The 18,782-nt window shown below is 41.5% G+C and carries 13 protein-coding genes, 1 pseudogene and 1 riboswitch; of the genes and pseudogenes, 2 read left to right on the top strand and 12 right to left on the bottom strand.

From position 1 onward, the window contains the following. Positions 1-272: 272 nt before the first annotated feature. A riboswitch (cobalamin riboswitch) is annotated at positions 273-475 on the top strand. Positions 476-611: 136 nt separating this feature from the next. Both MUN53_RS16655 and MUN53_RS16650 read left to right on the top strand, forming a co-directional pair. Beyond that, complete coding sequence (locus MUN53_RS16655; RefSeq protein WP_243326536.1) at positions 612-2,975, top strand: TonB-dependent receptor; 2,364 nt, start codon at positions 612-614, stop codon at positions 2,973-2,975. Between the two features lie 38 nt (positions 2,976-3,013). Then, complete coding sequence (locus MUN53_RS16650; protein WP_243326535.1) at positions 3,014-4,297, top strand: hypothetical protein; 1,284 nt, start codon at positions 3,014-3,016, stop codon at positions 4,295-4,297. Between the two features lie 143 nt (positions 4,298-4,440). Here MUN53_RS16650 and MUN53_RS16645 read toward each other — a convergent pair whose 3' ends face one another. The 12 genes and pseudogenes from MUN53_RS16645 to MUN53_RS16595 all read right to left on the bottom strand — a co-directional run bounded on the left by MUN53_RS16645 (position 4,441) and on the right by MUN53_RS16595 (position 18,432). After that, the gene (locus MUN53_RS16645; protein WP_243326534.1) at positions 4,441-5,601 is read right to left on the bottom strand and encodes an MFS transporter; all 1,161 of its coding nucleotides are present in this window, start codon (positions 5,599-5,601) and stop codon (positions 4,441-4,443) included. Between the two features lie 8 nt (positions 5,602-5,609). Next, entirely contained in the window at positions 5,610-6,476 is an 867-nt protein-coding gene (locus MUN53_RS16640; protein WP_243326533.1) for a carbohydrate kinase family protein, read from the bottom strand. Between the two features lie 38 nt (positions 6,477-6,514). Next, a complete protein-coding gene (locus MUN53_RS16635) occupies positions 6,515-8,389 on the bottom strand; it encodes a GH32 C-terminal domain-containing protein (protein WP_394803099.1) in 1,875 nt (624 codons plus the stop codon). A 124-nt stretch (positions 8,390-8,513) separates the two neighbouring features. Then, positions 8,514-11,198: a hybrid sensor histidine kinase/response regulator transcription factor gene (locus tag MUN53_RS16630; protein WP_394803098.1), complete on the bottom strand. Its 2,685-nt coding sequence runs from the start codon at positions 11,196-11,198 to the stop codon at positions 8,514-8,516. A gap of 116 nt (positions 11,199-11,314) precedes the next feature. Further along, positions 11,315-12,621, bottom strand: a pseudogene (locus tag MUN53_RS16625) (NCS2 family permease). A 230-nt stretch (positions 12,622-12,851) separates the two neighbouring features. Beyond that, positions 12,852-13,295: a 50S ribosomal protein L9 gene (gene rplI, locus MUN53_RS16620; RefSeq protein ID WP_022457187.1), complete on the bottom strand. Its 444-nt coding sequence runs from the start codon at positions 13,293-13,295 to the stop codon at positions 12,852-12,854. 21 nt (positions 13,296-13,316) lie between these two features. Then, on the bottom strand, positions 13,317-13,586 hold the full coding sequence (gene rpsR / locus MUN53_RS16615; RefSeq protein WP_005637107.1) for a 30S ribosomal protein S18: 270 nt from the start codon (positions 13,584-13,586) through the stop codon (positions 13,317-13,319). Positions 13,587-13,588: 2 nt separating this feature from the next. Further along, positions 13,589-13,942, bottom strand: a complete 354-nt coding sequence (rpsF, locus tag MUN53_RS16610) for a 30S ribosomal protein S6 (RefSeq protein WP_022457185.1) — start codon at positions 13,940-13,942, stop codon at positions 13,589-13,591. 23 nt (positions 13,943-13,965) lie between these two features. Continuing rightward, complete coding sequence (locus MUN53_RS18320) at positions 13,966-14,088, bottom strand: hypothetical protein (protein WP_262918249.1); 123 nt, start codon at positions 14,086-14,088, stop codon at positions 13,966-13,968. 7 nt (positions 14,089-14,095) lie between these two features. Continuing rightward, a complete protein-coding gene (locus tag MUN53_RS16605) occupies positions 14,096-14,866 on the bottom strand; it encodes a LytR/AlgR family response regulator transcription factor (RefSeq protein ID WP_243326530.1) in 771 nt (256 codons plus the stop codon). A gap of 123 nt (positions 14,867-14,989) precedes the next feature. Continuing rightward, the gene (locus tag MUN53_RS16600) at positions 14,990-17,038 is read right to left on the bottom strand and encodes a tetratricopeptide repeat-containing sensor histidine kinase (RefSeq protein ID WP_243326529.1); all 2,049 of its coding nucleotides are present in this window, start codon (positions 17,036-17,038) and stop codon (positions 14,990-14,992) included. A 173-nt stretch (positions 17,039-17,211) separates the two neighbouring features. Further along, positions 17,212-18,432 (bottom strand): alkaline phosphatase family protein, encoded by a 1,221-nt coding sequence (locus MUN53_RS16595; protein WP_243326528.1) that lies wholly within the window; start codon positions 18,430-18,432, stop codon positions 17,212-17,214. Positions 18,433-18,782: the final 350 nt, after the last annotated feature.

The following is an 18,782-nucleotide window of genomic DNA, read 5'->3' as shown; positions in this document are numbered from 1 at the left end:
TGGTGGCTACATATTGATGTTGTGCTGTTGCTTTTTACTGAAAGCTGCTACTAACGACTCATAAATCTACCCTTAATCGTGTATTGGATGATAGTTGCGGATTTTAGGATTCAATCTTTTTATGGATGAAGTAGATGAAATGTCAGCAAATAATATACGTGAAATTTATAGCCTTTAATAAACATACTCGACGATTTCTTATAATATCCAGGCTTTTCTACAGCTAAAATAAATTTTAAACACGAAATGAATACATTTCATATTTTTTTTCTACTTTTGCCTGCGTTATTGGTTCACCGCTCTTTTTCCGAAGATTAGGTGATGAAAAGGGAATCCGGTGTAAATCCGGAACAGACCCGCTGCTGTGAGTTCCTTTTTTGCTTCTAAGAAACTCTATGCCACTGTCCGAATGCCGGATGGGAAGGCTTCTTGGAACGGAACAAGTCAGAAGACCTGCCAGTGACAGTTTTGTTTTGATGCTTTCGGGGAATAAGGCTATTAAAATATCAGATTTGATTTTCTATCTTTTTTCTTTCAATAAAAAAGAGACTTCATTCTTCTTTTACCCCCTAAGCATATAGGATGTTACTAAGGAAATGAAATAAATGAAGATGAAATTTTCTTTTTGTCTGTTTTTGCTGTTGGCTTCGTGGTTTGTCGGTCTGGAAGCGGCTGCCCAGCATAACTTTATCCTGTCGGGGAAAATAACGGCACGTGACGGTAGTGCCATGCCACAGGTTACTGTTTCTGTCAAGGGAACAACTTTGGGCACTTATAGCGATGCCGATGGCAAATACTCATTGCGCCTGGAATCAGGAACTTATACCTTGTCTCTCTCATTTCTGGGGTATGAAACCCTGGAAAAGACGATTGTTCTGAACCAGAATATGACGAGAGACTTTGTGATGAAAGAGAGTTCCGTGAGTTTGGACGGGGTTAATGTCTACGGGAAGAGCCACTCACAGAAAATAAGAGAAGGGGCTTTTTCTGTCAATGCGTTGGACGTGAAGCCTATAGTCAACTCCTTGAACAATCTTACGACATTAGTGGACCACAGCGCGGGCGTGAAGATCCGCCAAGAAGGAGGCGTAGGTTCTGATTATGACTTGTCTATCAACGGTATGTCGGGAAATTCCGTCCGGTATTTCATCGACGGAGTTCCTTTGGATATCAAGGGAAGCGGAGTCTCGCTTTCCAACCTGCCAGTAAATATTATTGATCGTGTAGAGATTTACAAGGGTGTGGTTCCGGCCAGCCTGGGAACTGATGCATTGGGAGGCGCCATCAATATCATTACCCGCCAGGAGCAGAAGAATTACCTGGATGTTTCCTACAGCGTTGGTTCTTTTCATACCCACAAGGCTGACTTGAACGCTCAGTTCGTGGAAAAGCGAACCGGTCTGATTGTCCATCCTACAGTCGGAATCAGTTATTCCCTGAACGACTATATGATGAAAGGAGTGGAGGTTTGGGATGAGGACAGCCGTAAATACGTGCCGTCTGACCGCCGGCGTTTCCACGATGGCTATTTCTCCGTATTGACACAGCTGGAAGCCGGATTCCGGAACAAGTCGTGGGCGGATGCTTTCTTTGTTTCAGCATCGTATTCAAAGGTGGATAAAGAATTACAGACCGGATCCGTGCAAAGTAAGGTTTATGGAATGGCTGAACGTCAGAGTGATGCCTGGAATGTTTCGGCACGCTATCAGAAGGATCATTTCCTGCTGGACCAGCTGCGGTTCAATGCCTTGTTCTCGCATACTTGGGACTATTCGGTAACAGTCGATACGGCTTACCGTAAATACGACTGGAACGGAAACTACATAGAAAGTTCACGCAATGAGATCACGGGGCGAGGGCGTTCCATACGCCATTACAATCGTCCGTTTACGGTAGTGCGGGGTAATCTGGACTATGCATTTAGTGCATCTCATAGCATCAATCTGAATTATATGTTGAACCGTACCGGAAACAACCGCTATGACGAACTGGATACCGATTTTGAAGCGGCTAACGACGTGCTTTGCAAACATATTGTGGGACTGGCTTACCATCAGTCGCTTTGGAACGGACGGATGGAAAATTCTTTTTTCGTGAAGAATTACGTGAACCACCTGAATATCCGCCAGACCGATCTGTATTGGCAGACCGGTTCAGATGAAGTAAAGGGTTCCAGTACCAAAAGTTATCCTGGATATGGAGCCGGACTGCGCTACAATTTTTTCCGGCCGCTGGCTGTCAAGGCTTCCTTCGAACATAGTGTACGCCTTCCATTAGCCCGCGAATTATTAGGCAACGGAACGACGGTGTATGCCAATGTAGCCTTAAAACCGGAAAAGAGTGATAATGTGAACCTCGGTTTGTTCGGTACGTGGCATCCCGCCGGTGCGCATACTCTTTCATATGAACTGAACGGTTTCCTCCGGTTTGTGGACGATTATATTCAGGCTACTGTTTCTGAAAAAGAAGGAATGATGCAATATGAGAATGTTCCGGCGGTCAATATCAAGGGGATGGAAGGGGAAGTCCGCTATGATTTTGACGGCAGGCTTCAGCTTTCGGCCAATGTCAGCTATCAGGACGCCCGTGACCAGCGCAAGCTGAAGGACGACGGGAAACCCTCGGCCACCTATATGAACCGTGTTCCGAACCGTCCCTGGCTGTTCAGTAGTTCCGGGGCCTCGTACACGTTCCATGACGTGTTCTTGCACAACAGCCGTTTGCGTATTGGCATGGATTATCAGTGGGTGCATTGGTATTTTCTTACTTGGGAGGCTTATGGAGCACGTGAGAGTAAGGCAAAAATTCCTACACAGCACATCTGTGATGCTGATATCACCTATTCCTGGCATAACGGTCGCTACAACGTGTCTGTGGAATGTACCAACTTCCTCGATAAGTTGGCTTATGATAACTACAAGCTTCAGAAGCCCGGGCGTGCTTTTATGGCCAAGTTCCGGCTGTTCATCGAGTAATCATTGAATTATACATTAATATTAAAAGCATGTTGAAAATGAAAAAATTGAAATCTGCATTCTACTTGTTTGCTGCTGCACTAATGACATTTAGTGCTTGTTCGGATGATGAGGATCCGGTGCCCGATAATGGAAACGACAATAACGGGCAGGTTGAAGCTTCGAGCTATCATTTTGATATCTTTATGACGATCGGCCAGCATGGTGGCATGAACCGTGGTGACGGAACCATTGTTAAAAGTGTCAGTTCATTAGACGCCGGACAGCCGATGATCGATATACGGAATGATGGTGTGGAATTCCGCTCGGAAGACGTGACCTATTCTATGGAGTCCATCGTGAAAGGCAAATATTATTATCAGGTTCCTACATCGAACGACCGTTTCACTAAATTGCAGGTGGTGGATAACTCGGTAAAGGTCATTCAGGAACAGCCTTTTGTGGAGAATACCTATAAGGTACGAAGCTATACTCATGCATGGCTGGACGATAACATTCTGCTTATCATGGCGGCCAACGGTGATGCCGATAAGATTATATGGACCAAGCTGAACACCGACGATATGCACATTGTTGGGGAAGGAACATTGGATCTGCCTCTTCCCGAAGATGCCAAGGTATTCAATGCATCTGGAATACTGACGTACAACGAGTCTGCCGGGAAATTGTTCTATTTCTATTTTGCCAAAGATAAGTCGGGACGATATGGAAAGGCTACGTCCAATTTCCTGACGGCTGTTATTAATCCTTCCACTATGGCCGTCGAGAGCAATAAGGTGAACAGCTTGGCGCATGAGATGGCTGGCAGTGCATACGGTGAATTATTGCAAAGCATCGTCTTGTATCAGGACGGCGACTTGTATCTGGCTGCATTTTCCGATGAAGATGATATAGAGAAAGGTCATTTGCTTCGTATTAAAAAGGGTGAGACAGATTTTGATGCCAGTTACGAGGGATATCCGAATGCTGACGGCAAATTGCTTACCATCCAGAATCTGGGTAACGGGAAGGCTTTGGCTTATGCGCGTAATGATGCGGCTGGAACGGATATAGATGATTTCAGCCATTACTATACGATAATAGATCTGTCTACTGGTGAGAGAAGCCGTTTGAGTTATCAGGGTGCGGAAATCCCTTATAGCGCCGGCCGTTTCGCGCAGCGTTCGGTGATTGTAGACGGAAAGGCCTATATCGGCGTGAATACCCAAGATGCCAATCCTTGTATCTATATATATGATATCGCAACGGGCAATGTAGAAAAGGGTGTGGAAATAGCCGAAGGTTATTACTTTGATATGATCCGTCTGTTGGAAAACGAATAAGATCACTTTCTTTTGTTTTTTACTCTTTTAGGCAAAGAAGCCGGCGAGGAGTAATGAATGGAAATAAAAATAACCCGCCATACAATCCTTTCATGTGTGAAAGTGAATCGGATGGCGGGTTTCTTGTTTTGTCTTATTTCAGATCAGTCCTTCCGGATAGCCGGTATGATAGAGAGCAGATAAAGAACGCCGATACTCATAACGGCAACGGCTCCTATCTGTGATTGCATCCAATCGGATACGATGCCCATGAAGAGCGGGAAGATTGTTCCTCCAAACAAACCCATGATCATCAAACCGGATACTTCATTCTTACGGTTAGGCAAGTGTAATAATGCACGGGTAAATAGCATGGAGAAGATGTTGGAGTTGCCTAAACCAACCAGGGCAATGCAGACATAGTGGGCGGCTAACGATTGCATCGTAAACAATCCGATCATGGCTGCTACCATCATCAGAACACTGACAGTGAATACTTTCTTCATGGGAAAGTAAGCGAGAAGGAAGGCGCCACTGAAACAGCCGATGGTTCTGAACAGGAAATATACACTGGTGGCAAGTCCGGCACCGGTAAGAGTCATGTCCAGACGTTCCATTAATAACTTGGGTGCTGTCAGATTCAATCCGACATCTATACCTACATGGCAAATGATACCTAAGAAAGAGATCAGAACCACCTTATCTGCCAGTAAGGCAAAACATTCACCGAAGGTAGAACTCTTGGTCTCTACAGACGAACTTTCATCGATGTGTGTCATACCCAGCAGGACGCAAGCGATAACAGCAATAACCAAAAAGATGAGGAATAACAGTTTCCAATTTCCCCACGATACGGCTGCCCAACCGGCGATGATAGGAGCCAGGAATGAGGCAATCGCCTTGACAAACTGTCCTAAGGTCAAGGTACTGGCCAAACGATTCCCGCTGACGATATTCGACAAGAGAGGATTCAGAGATACTTGCATCAGTGTATTTCCGATGCCTAGTAGCGAGAAGGAAATCAACATGCTGGCAAACGAATAGTTGAGCAAGGGCAATAAAAGGGCTGCTACTGTCACTACAATACTGAGTAAAACCGTTTTCCGCTGACCAATCTTGTTCATCAGCATACCGGTCGGAACAGAGAATATCAGAAACCAGAAGAATACCATGGATGGCAACAGATTCGCCAAGGTATCTGATAATTGGAAGTCCGCTTTAACATAATTCGTTGCGATGCCGACCAAATCAACAAACCCCATCGTAAAGAAGGAGAACATCACCGGGATCAGCATCCAGATCATACTTTTTTGTTTTGTACTCATGACGTTATTTATTTTTTAGGGTAAACAGGCCAAGCTCCATCTTGGGTACAGACAAAAGCTGCTGTCTCGACAGCTGTCTGATGAGCATCTTTCAATGATTTTCCAGACAAGATAGAACAAACAAAGGCTCCTGAGAAGGAATCGCCTGCACCAACCGTATCGGCAACCTTCACTTTCGGTGTGTTGATTGTTGATTTCTCGTTCTCTGAATAAATTGTACTATAGCGGCTTCCGGCAGTCAGAACCAAATACTTCAAGTTGTATTCTTGCATGATGCGACGGCAGCATGTATCTTCATCTCCTTCAAGCTTGAACATCGGGCGGAACATCTCCAGTTCTTCGTCATTCAGTTTAAATACATTCGCCTGTTGAAGCAAGTCTTTTATCAATTCTTCGGAATAATATTTCTGACGAATGTTAATATCAAAGAAACGTAAAGCCGATTCAGAAGTATAAGAAAGCAATGTATTCAGGGTTTTTCTTGATTCCGGACTGCGCTGGGCCAAGGTTCCGAAACAAACTGCATCTGCTTTCTTCACGATATGAATGGCTTCCTCTGTCAGAAGAATATGATCCCAGGCAACGCCTTTCACAATGTTATATGTCGGGATACCGTTGTTGAGTTCTACAAGTACAGTTCCCGTCGGATAATCAACTGTTGCTATGCAATGGCCGATACCGTTTTTATCAAGTTCCTGAAGGATTTCTGTTCCTGCCAGGTCATTGCCAACAGCACTGATTGCATAACCTTCAGCTCCCAGCTGAGTTGCATGATAAACAAAGTTTACAGGAGCACCACCGGCTCTTTTTCCTGTAGGCAGAACATCCCATAGAAGTTCGCCTATTCCTACGATTACAGGTTTTTTATTTTCCATATATATTCAGATTTTATTTTTTGTCATTTTCAATACACTTAGATTCCGTAAACCTCTGCGGCTTCAACTTCAAATGTTCCTCCTTCACCGAAAAATTCCCATTGAGTATATGGTTCTGTCGGGAAAACAAGATTGGTCATAGCTACCTTTCCGCCATTCAGGAATATCTCAACAGAGCATTTGTCAACAAATATTCTGAAATCAAATTTCTTGTCAGTCGGAAGTTTTCCCCATGTTGCCAAAGCAAAATCATTTACATAATTGATCGCATTAGTCTTTCTGTTATCATGATTCTCTTTTGCATGAGGAGCACTCTTTTCGCCAAAGTCCACCAAGCCACTGTTTACCCTGTCCATAACAAGTTTTTTGTCAGCAAGATCAAGATATATTTTCACATTCTCACCTTTGGAATTCTTCAAAGTAAATCCGGCTTTCTTCGCATTCAATGGGTTGATGGAAACATTAAGTTCGTATGTCCCTTTGTTACCGTCAATCAACTCGCCTGCATCATGTTTACCATCAACTTTAAACGGTTCTAGTTTGTTTGAAGTCCCGTTTCTCAATGTAGACAATTCTTCAACAGGAGTCGAAGCCATATAAATATGACCATCTTCTGAATAAAGGCTCAATTCACGAGGTAAACCTTGTGCACTGCGGAATTGCTTTGTTGGCACAACGTTGGCATATTGCCAGTTCGACATCCACGGCATTGCTATCACACGGTCACCGGTATTTGAGAATGTAACTGTTGCATAATGGTCTTTTCCCCAATCCATCCATTTTGTTACATCTTTTGGTGTGTCGCAAGTGAACTTTGTCCCGTCAAAATCTCCGACAAAATATTCGGTTGCTGAACCTCCAAACATACATCCGGGATTAACATTCACAATCATTACCCATTTCTTCTTGTCCGGATTACCGTCAACAGGCAATTCAAAGAAGTCTGGACATTCAAATTGGTTCGGTTGTATTCCATAACCTTCACCGAAACTACTCATATAAGTCCAGTCTTTCAAGTTAGGAGAAGAATAGAAACGCATCTCCTTGTCTGCAGAAACTATCATCACCCATTTCTGCTGTGGTTCATACCAGAATACCTTCGGATCGCGGAAATCTCGTAAACCGTCGAAGGGAGTAAGAATAGGATTATTCTGGTATTTAGTAAAAGTCCTTCCATTGTCAGTACTATAGGCAAGACATTGTATCTGTCCGTTCTTATCACTGGCTGAGGTATAGAAAGCAACAATGGCTCCTTCTCCGAATCCTGCGGTATTGTTCTTATCTACTACTGAACTTCCGGAAAAGATATGTCCCATTGTGTCGCGGGCCAGAGCCACAGGCTGTTGTTCCCAGTTCACAAGGTCGCGGCTCACCGTATGTCCCCAGTGCATATTTCCCCACATAGAGCCATAAGGATTATACTGATAGAACAGATGATACTCGCCGTCTTTATAAACCATTCCGTTAGGATCGTTCATCCAGCCATAGGAAGGTGTAAAGTGATATACCGGACGGAAAGGTTCGACATTATCTATATTAAATGTATCGCTAAAGCTAATCTCGCTCCAAGTTATACATTCTTTATCAATATTACTTATACGCAATGTCACATCTTTACCTTGAGGAAGTTCGAAGGGAACACAATAGTCAACTTTATTTCGTGCCAAACGAATATCCATATCTACCTCTCCAGTTTCTTCTCCAAGCAGGCATACTTTGGTTTCACTGGCATTCTCTTCTACTGGTAGTACTATATATTTCGTAGGTTTATCAATAGAAATAACAGCAGTATTATCAGATAACCAATCTACCTTATAAGTGGTTTTATCTGACGAAGTACAAGATGAAACTAAACAAAGTGCCAACAGGCTTAAAAGTCCATAATTTGAAATTCGTACCATAATCGATGATATTAAGATTTAGTTGGTACAAATATATTAGCAGTAAAATTCAATCGCTATAACAAATGAAACAAAAGATATAACATTTGTATCATTATAAATAAAGGCTGATAATCAGGCTTATGCATATAAAGATTTAGAGGCTTTGCATTTCAGTAGGTGTTTTTCCATATACCATTCTGAAGCATTTGGTGAAATAAGCCGGAGAAGAGAATCCACAATTATACGCAATTTCACTTATTGTATATTTGTTCTGCTGCAACAGTTCTACTGCTTTTTCCAGGCGATAATTCCTCAATGACTCGATTGGCGAAAGTCCTGTAAGTTCCTTCACTCTGCGGTAGAGATGACCTCGGGACAAGGCTAGTTCATCACTCAGTTTCTCCACACCAAAATCGGAATCAGAATAAAAGTCCTCGAGTTTCTGCATATATTGACGCAAAAACAATTCATCTGCCGTAAGCATATCATCTGGACGTTTGTCTTCTTTTTGCTGCGACTTTACTAAATTCTCGAAATTCTTTTTCCATTTTCTTCTTTCCTCAATGAGTGAAGCTATGCGTACTTTCAGATAATTTATATGGAAAGGTTTCTGAATATATCCATCAGCACCTTCCGATATTCCGTGAATCTGTTGTTTGATGTCGGTAAGCGCGGTGAGCAACAAGACTGGAATATGCGCAGTTGACTCATCCTTTTTTATGCGGTGACATAATTCGAAGCCGTTTATATCAGGCATCATTACGTCGCTTAGCACAAGTGATATATTCTCTGAAGACAAAACCGACAGAGCCTCTTTGCCATTACATGCTGTTGCTACCTTGAAATTTGTTGACAACACCTTTTTCAGAAAATCACGAACCTCATCTTCATCATCGACAATAAGTATTTTCTCTTCGTAAATAGAAGATAGAATACGGTTAGCTTCGGCTGAATCAAGCGATAGGACCTCGGTTGTCAGTTGTGAAGCACTATCTGTTTCTATTTCCTCCTGATTGAGATGTGCATTTCCTTTTTGCAGGCTAATAGTGAAGCGGGTTTTCACTCCCGGTTCGCTTTCTACATTTATATTTCCGCAATGCCTGTTTACATATTCTTTTACCAGATAAAGACCTATTCCGCTTCCACTTCTGCTATCTCCGGTGTGGAAACGCTCGAAAATAGAATCCAGACGCTCTGTTTCTATACCTTTGCCTGTGTCCTCAACCGTAATGATAAAACCGTTGTCCACGGTGAGTCCTAAAGTTATGCTTCCATATTCTGGTGTAAACTTGAAAGCATTCGACAATAAATTAACAATAACTTTCTCCATTTTGTCACGATCTATAAATGCTTCGCATTTCTCTTCCGGACAAACAAAGTTGTAAGTAATATGACGTATGGAAGCCATTCCATCGAAATAACCTTTTATATCCTGCAGGAATGTAGTAAGGTTGACTGGAACAAAATGCCACTTTTCGTCTGCTCCACTTTCCAGACGTTGGAAATCCAAAACTTGGTTGATCACTCTCAGCAGACGTGAAGCATTCCGATAGATCAACTTTATATCATTTTCATAGGCTGTTCCTTCTGTTTTGGATTGCAATTGCTCTATCGGAGATAAAATGAGCGTCAAAGGTGTACGCACTTCGTGGGAAACATCGGTGAAAAGCCGTAGCTTTTGAGCTGTGACTTCTTTTATTTCTGCATTCAGCGATATTAGCTTTCGGTTTTGTTCTTCTTCTTTTTCGTTTCTAGTCAGAAGTTCGCGATTTATACGTATTATCTTGTTGTTCATAAGATATACATAAATGAGTGAGATGGCAGAGCAAACAGTCAAAAGGGAAATAATCCACAAAGAATTTTGGAGAAATTCGTATTTACTGAGCAGCTGATTACTTTTGTCGCGCTGCTCCATAATTCTTTTTTGGTAATTTCTTCGCTGATGATTCTGAAGCAATAAGGTTTGTGCGGCGTTCTTGTCTACGGTTGTTGTGTAAAGGGGAATTTCTTTAGGAACGGATTCACCTCGTAGAATCTGTATGGCTGTACGTATTACCTGCTCTCCACCTGTAGGATACAAGAATGACACATCAATCTGTCCTTCCTGTAAGGCTTTAAGTCCGGTGTTGGTAACGGCATCTACACCCATCACCATGATAGGGCGAGATATTTTCTTTCCCTGCATTACTTCACGGGCTGCAATTGCCATTATATCATTGTGGGCATAAATGATATCAATGCCATTCAACGAATCGTATGCTAACAATGCCTTTCGTGTATCGTCATAAAGCCAATTACCGTGAACGGAGTCGCATACTATATCTTTTCTCTTTGCCAAAGAAGATACAAAACCTCTGTGTCGTTCCATAGCTGGAGAAGAACCCGGCAATCCCCAAATCTCCAGAATTTTTCCTCCTTTCGGCAGATTGGATGCGGCGAACTGTCCGGCAAGTTCTCCTATTTTCTGGTTGTCTGCACCGATGAAGGTTGTATAACAGTCTGTATTGACACGACGGTCTGTAATGATAGTAGGTATTCCGGCTCGATATGCCTTTTCAACTACCTCGACAAGCGGTTCTGATTCGAAAGGTGAGACTACAAGGATATCTACTCCACGATCAATGAGTTCATGTATCTGATGAATCTGTTCCTCGCTGTTGCTGTGTGCATCTCTTATTTCAATCTTCAGGGAGTCATAATTTGCCGCTTCAATCATCACTTCCTGTATCATGGTTTCCCGCCATTCATCATCGGTCATGCATTGAGAAATCCCTATCACATATGAGTGGTGTGGAGCGGAATCACAGCTCACCAGCCATAATACTGCAATCAAACCCATAGAAAACAACCGGAATAGGGATGATCTTCTCATGAATAAAAATATGTCATAATTTGCTAACATCTTAAATGCAGACCTTGAAATCATCAGGATCGTGAAAATTCTTTAAAGATCCATCAGTCATAAATATATTTTAGTATAAACAAAATAGTCAGTACATAGAGTGTCGGATGCATATCTTTGAAACGGCCTGTACATATCTTCATCATGCTATATGCCAACATTCCCAACACAATACCTTCTGCAATCGAATAAGTCAGGACCATCGACAAAATGGTAACTAAAGCAGGCAAACTCTCCGTAATATCATTAAGTTCAATATCCTTTAATCCATTCATCATAAATACACCCACCAGGAACAATGCTCCGGTCGTAGCTGCGCTAGGTATTATGAGGAATAAAGGAGAGAAGAATAATGCCAACACAAACAACAAACCAGTTACTAAAGATGTAACTCCCGAACGTCCACCTTCGGCAATTCCTGCCGAACTTTCCACGAAGGTCGAACGGTAGATGTTCCGCAAACCGCGCCAATACAAGTTCCTATTGCATCAGACAGTAATGCTTCTTTCATATGGGGAATGTTACCTTCTTTTGTGACCATTCCTGCTTGGTTAGCTGCTCCCACCAAGGTTCCTATTGTATTGAACAAGTCCATAAAAACCAGAATCAGTGTTACAACTATCAAGTCGAAATCCCAAAGCGAAGCGAAATCAAACTGAAAGAATGTTGGTGATATTGACTGTGGTTTCGAAATAATAGTGAATCCTTCTGGCAAGTTCGTTATCCCAAAAGGAATACCAATCAATGTAGTAAGAATAATCCCGATAAACAGTGCGCCTTTGACATTCCAATAGCAAAGTACGCCACTCAGGATGATTCCCAATATACCAATAAGAGCTGCTGGAGTAAAGGAACCCAATGCTACCAACGTAGCATCATTATGTACAATTATCCCTACATTCTTCAATCCTAGAAAAGCAATAAACATTCCAATCCCAACAGATATGGCATATCGTAAGTTCAACGGAATGCAATCAACAATTTTATCTCGAATATTAAATAGCGTAAGCAATACAAAAATGATACCTTCAATAAGTACAACAGTCAAAGCTGTTTGCCAACTGTAGCCCATACCTTGAACCAATGTATAAGCAAAGAAGGCATTAATTCCCATGCCTGGAGCCTGAGCTAATGGTAACTTTGCCAAAAAAGCCAACAGAATAGTGGCCAAAGCCGAAGACAAAGCTGTTGCCGTAAAGACGGCCCCTTTATCCATTGATGCCGCACTCAAGATATCAGGATTAACGGCAAGAATATAACTCATTGTCAGGAATGTGGTAATTCCGGCAATGACTTCGGTCTTCAAATTCATTGTCTTTGGATCAAAGCCCAAATAGCGTTGTAGAAATTTATTGTCCATGAATATATTGGGTTTTAACGGTTAATAGTTAACTTATAGACAAAGATAAAAAAAGTAAGTGTAGCACAAAATAATCAATTGGATTTTGGTTAATCAAAATAGTCTTATTCATCGTTGAAAGTAATAAATCTAATAAAAATGAAAAAGGTGTGCCTGTTTTGACACACCTTTTTATCCTTTCTGTATAAAAGGAACTTTCCTTATACAGTGTTTATACTGAAAAGTATTTATTATTCAGAAACTACAGTGAAAGGAACTTCAACAGAAACTTCCTTGTGTAATTTGATAGTTGCTTTGTAGTCGCCAACTTCTTTTACAGCTTCTTTGATGTAGATGATCTTACGATCTACTTCATAACCTAACTTAGCCAATTCTTCAGCAACCTGGATGTTGTTAACAGAACCGAAGATTGTACCAGTAGAGCTAGTCTTAGCACCGATAGTCAGTTTAACATCTTTCAGCTTAGCAGCCAATTCTTCAGCATCAGCCTTAATTTTAGCCAACTTGTGAGCACGCTGCTTCAAGTTTTCAGCCAATACTTTCTTAGCAGATTCTGATGCGATAACTGCTTTACCCGTGGGGATTAGAAAGTTACGTCCGTAACCAGACTTAACTGTTACGATATCGTCTTTGTAACCTAAATTGATTACATCTTCTTTCAAAATAACTTGCATATTCTGTCTCCTCTTTTTTAATTATTTCATCAAATCTGTTACGTATGGAAGCAAAGCCAAGTGACGAGCACGCTTAACAGCCTGCGCAACACGACGCTGGAACTTCAAAGAAGTACCTGTAATACGACGAGGTAAGATTTTACCCTGTTCGTTCAAGAATTTCTTCAAGAATTCAGGATCTTTGTAGTCGATATACTTAATACCGTTCTTTTTGAAACGGCAATATTTTTTCTTCTTCACGTCAACTGAAGGCGGAGTCAAATATCTGATTTCTGATTGAGTTGCTGCCATAATTAATTCTCCTTTACTGTTTCTTTAGATGATTTCAAATTTCTTCTCTTTGCTGCATATTCTGCTGCATATTTGTCCTGACGGAAAGTCAAGAAACGGAGTACACGTTCATCACGACGGAAGTTTACTTCCAAAGTTTCGATGGTTTCCGGTTTTGCTTTGAATTCGATCAGCTGATAGAAACCAGTTGATTTCTTGTCGATAGGATAAGCTAACTTGCGCAAGCCCCAGTTTTCCTCATTCACGATTTCTGCACCCTGTTCTTTCAGGATACCTGTGAATTTTTCTACCGCTTCCTTCATCTGTGCATCAGACAAAACGGGAGTTAAAATGAAAACGGTTTCGTAATTATTCATACAATACTGTTTTAATAATGTTGTTAATATTTTTCGCGGTGCAAAAGTACTAACTTTTTCTGATACTGCAAATCTTCTTTCTTCTTTTTTTCTTTAAGTGCGCAGATTTCAGTTGGTTGTTTACCGTCTTCCTGTTTTTGTGGCATTCCTTTCTTAGAATTGCTGGAATATTTTTAGCAACTTCTTGTGGAAAATGTTAGAGATGATCAAATCATTTGCCTGGTCGAACGGTGGGTATAATACACAACGTTTTTCCTTGATGGTGCCGAGATAATTGATGTTGATGATACAAGACTGATGTATTTGGACAAATTCCGGCGAACTTTTCAGAATATACTCGGCTGTCGTATTTCTTCTCAAGGCAATAGGAGACTGGTTACAGGGATAGACTTCCCATAACTTACGTTCTTGGTTGTATTTGAAATACCCGATGTCTTCGGTATGAAATACCTGTAAATCGTTGGTTGGTGTTGCAATAATGAAAGCCTTATGGTCTTTAGACAGACTACGCAACTGGATATATGGCGGTGCAACAGGGATTAGCTCGCTGTTGATGTCTTCCAGCGTCCGACTAATGATTGTTTCCAGTTCCAATGGATCAATTGGTTTCAACAAGTAATCGAAAGCAACTTCGCGGAACGCTTGCAACATGTATTTGTCGTGTGCGGAATATATGATGACCCGCATACTCCAATCAATTTCATTTTTGATTTCATTGAACATGTCGATTCCGCTCATGTCGGTTAGTTCCATGTCTAGGAATAATAAATCGGGTTTGTTTTTAGCGATGATTTTCTTACCCAGATGTCCGTTACGAGCCGTTCCGGCTATTTCGAGCATCTGGAAACTGTTTAGGCAAGCCACGAGATTGTCAATGGATGCCTGATCGTCGTCTATAATTACTACATTATATATTCTTTTCATTATCCGTTTAATCTGCTTGGTTTGTGAACAAAGATAAACGTTGTGTTTTTAATTTATTCCTCTCATTTGACTGAAAAAAGACTATTTGTTCCCAATTCAGGACTAATCATCCGAAAAAAGTTGTTAACCGTTTGATTTTTTATCCAGCAACTGATAGGAATAATTGTCGGGAATGATCAATTGGACTTCCGATCCGGTTTCTCCTGTTTCGGTTGTTATGTTGTGGATGGATAAATCCAGTTTCACTTTATTGTTTTCATTCAGCAGACAAATTGTTTGCGTGATGATTTTTAGTCCGAGGCCCGTATTGTCGGTATTACTCCGTGGAGCACTGAAGCCTCCTCCGTTGTCCTGAATCCGGATGATCGTACTTGCTTCTTCTTTCTGGATGAAGATGGAAAGTCTTTTTTCTCCTTCCTTTTGTCTCAGTCCATGCTTGATTGCATTTTCAACTGGTATCTGGATAAACATGGACGGAATAAATACTTGCCCGGTATGAACTTGTGGATCTGTATGAATCTGGAAGATGAAATCGTCAAACCGTTTTGATTCCAGGTGGACATACGTTTTGACAAAGTTCAGTTCTTCTTCCAGACTGATATAGAGTTGTTCTGTCAAAGACAGGTTTTGTCGGAGCAGCTTGACCAATTCGGAAACTTCTTCCTTCTTGAAGCTGAGTTCGTTGTAATTGATCGAACGGTTGAGTACGTTGAAAATGAAATGAGGCGAAATACGATTCCGGATATTTTCCATTTTCAGTTCAGTTATTTTGTTCTTCTGTTGCATTGAGATCAATGCCTTTTGCTTCTTATAGTACAGGAAGAAAAAGATTGCCAGAATGATAAGAATCAGACATAAACTGATTCCAAGATAGGAGGTAAGTTGCAGGATATGCATGTGATCCTGCTGTTGCTCAATGACGATGGCTTGTTTCATGAGCTTTGTATCTTGCCGGTAACGCATACCGATTTCAGCCACACGCATTTTTACTTGTTCATTGCGCAAAGAGTCGTCGAGCCGTATCCAATCTCCCAATACATCATAGGCTTCCTTATACTGATTGGTCTGCGTATAGTATTGCTCCTGATATTTCTTTCGGATCAGCATCAAACTGGGTTCTATGTTTTCTTCATTCATATTTTGAATGATGACTTTGGCTTTATCCCAGGCCTTTTGCGAGATAGCTAATGCCAGCTCTTGTGTCTGAATATACGATAACGCCGATGTCTGTTTGATGGAAAGGAAAAAGTCTCGGGCTTCTTCTAAAAAGATTTGGGCAGAATCTGGTTGGTTATTCAGTAAGTACAATTCAGCCAGATTCGTTTTTGACAGGTTTTGTTCGAACAGGTAATCCGGACTGTCTTTTACCGTAATAAATGCCTGCTTGTGGTATTTCATAGAGTTGGGATAATCTTTGATCGTATAATAGTATAGTCCGCGATTGTTGAGATAAACAAACTTTTCGTGGATATCCATTTGTCCCAAAAAGGCTTCGGTTTGCCGGTAAAACTTATCGGCAAGTTCGTAATCATGCAGTTCGGTGTAGGCATGACCCAAACCGTGATAAATAAAAGAAAGGTCTTCTTGGGGTAACTTCAAAGAATCGGCATAATGCAAGGCGGTACGATAGAACTTGACACCGTTGACAAAGTCGCCTGTTCGTATATAGGTATCGGCAATATTGGTACATATATCAGGCAGGGAGCGTTGCTTGTCACTTCGTTTGCAATGCTCAAAGGCTTCCAGATAATAATGGATTGCCTGCGAGTTGTCGCTGACACGTCCGAACTTGTTGCCCAATATGTTGTAATTCTCCATCAATAGCCTTTGGATTCGGACGTCAGATAGGTCTTGTTCCTGGCAATAACTGATTACTTTTTGGCCATAAAACGTCACTGAATCATATTGGGACGAAAGGAAAAAAGCTTTCGCCAGCAATGTCTCTATTTCGGCTTGCCTGGACTTATCCAGATCCTGTTGTAGGGCCTCTTTTAAAAGCTGACATGATTTTAATGGTTCTGAGAACAAATAACCATTGGCTTTTTCTTCTAAGGAATCAACAAGCAGCGTGATTTTCCCTTCTGTTTTTATTGAAGTTTTTTTCCCGCAATTCGCCAAAAAAAGTAGTGCTAAAACGGCGGCTATTATATATGTATAATATCTTCCCTTCATGGTTCTCGATGTTTTGCTCCGAATGGCGTTTCAAATAGATTACTTTAGATTTCAAATATACAGTTTTCTCTTTAAAAAAGAATGGATATGTAAAAAATGTGGTGAAAAAAGTGGATTTTTTATCCCAAATAGTTCCCGGAACACCATCCTGTGATGATGAACCGGGAATATTGTTATCGTTGTACCCAACGATTCAGATGATTATTAGGTGTTTGTAGTACGAATTTGTAGAACTTAGACGCCGGCAATTGTCCGCTTTTTACCTGATAACTCCGGTAGGATGCCGGTACTGTACCTAATTTGATCCATTCATCTTTGCCACCGGTCTTATATAAGTTGTCGGTTGCGGCATAAACCGTTACTTCGGCATTTGGATTCAAGCAATCCCATGAGAGGATAATATCTTCATCATACGGAGAAGTCTTCATGTTGGCGATATCTACCGGACCGATAAACGGCATACCGTCTTGTTCCCATAACACCGATTGCGGTACTTCAAAACCCATAAAGCGGCAAATTGATGGAGTGATATCGGTAATGGCCAATTGTCCGTTATGGAAATGACGGTTTACCGGCTGGTTGGTCGAGATCCAAGTTGTTCTTTCCCGTTCCGATTGTCCGCCATGATCATGACCGTTTTCAGAACGTCCGTGGTCGGTTGTAACAACCACCATCCATTCTTCATCAAAATTGGCTTCCCGGTACTTAACGGCTTCCCAGATTTGGGCAATCTGCTGGTCGGCTTTCAAAGTATATTCATCGAAAAACTTACCGTTACCTTCAATGTGTCCGGCATCATCCGTGTACCACAGATAAACCCAACTTAAGTCGGGCGCATCATTCTTGATACCTTGTGCGGCCTGTTTGGTAACGAATTCATCGATATCGAAGATATGCAGCTCTTTTTCCTTCTTGGGGAAACGCTTGGTATCGAGGTCATATCCGTCGCATACGTAGTCAATCTTCAGGTTTCCTGTTTCAGGTTTTCCTTCTCCCAGCAAGACCGTCCGGTTATCTGTCCAACTCGAATAGATAGCTGTTTTGTAATCTTTCTTTTGCTCTTTGGCAATTCGGAAAATGGTCCAGTAATTATAATTCGGCTTCAGGTTGGAATTACCGCCCACATTATGCTTGTTCAGCCAAGTAGCCGTCAGCAAATTCGTATAACCAATAGCCGAAATCGTGGGAGTTTGTGAATAACCGCCAACTTCACCGCCTGTATAAGCTCTTTCGAACGAACCGCGGGCTGCTATCTCGTCGATAGCTGGGGTATTCAAGCGTTCAATCATATCCGCCGGAACACCGTCGATGATGATAAACACAGCTTTTCTGGTTTTAGCAAAAGCTGTTGTGGCAAAAAGCACCCAGAATAAAGCAAATAGCCTGATTTTCATGATAAAGTCTTTTTGTTGATGTTATAAAATGATTTAGTCTGAGCTGCAAAGGTAGGGATAAAATCCGAGATTCATACCTATCCGGAAATTCCAGTCTAGGAACCTGTCAACCGAAAGATCGTTACTTAGTTATTTTTCCACAGTTGTCGAAAAGCTTTACCATATTAGTCAAAAAGCTTTAGCACAGATGTGGAAAAGCTTTAGCACAGATGTCAAAAAATTAATTTCCTATAGGATTCCAGGGCTGACGCATTACAATCATTTTTTACTGGAATCTATTTTATTACAAGGAGGATTCCAGTCTGCATCAAGTAGTTCTACGAGGAAATCAGAATTCCATCCTGCCATTT

This window comes from Parabacteroides faecalis (assembly GCF_022809355.1).
Classification (GTDB): Bacteria; Bacteroidota; Bacteroidia; order Bacteroidales; family Tannerellaceae; genus Parabacteroides; species Parabacteroides faecalis.
Note: the sequence above shows the minus strand (reverse complement) of the source record. Positions and strands in the feature narration are given on the sequence as shown.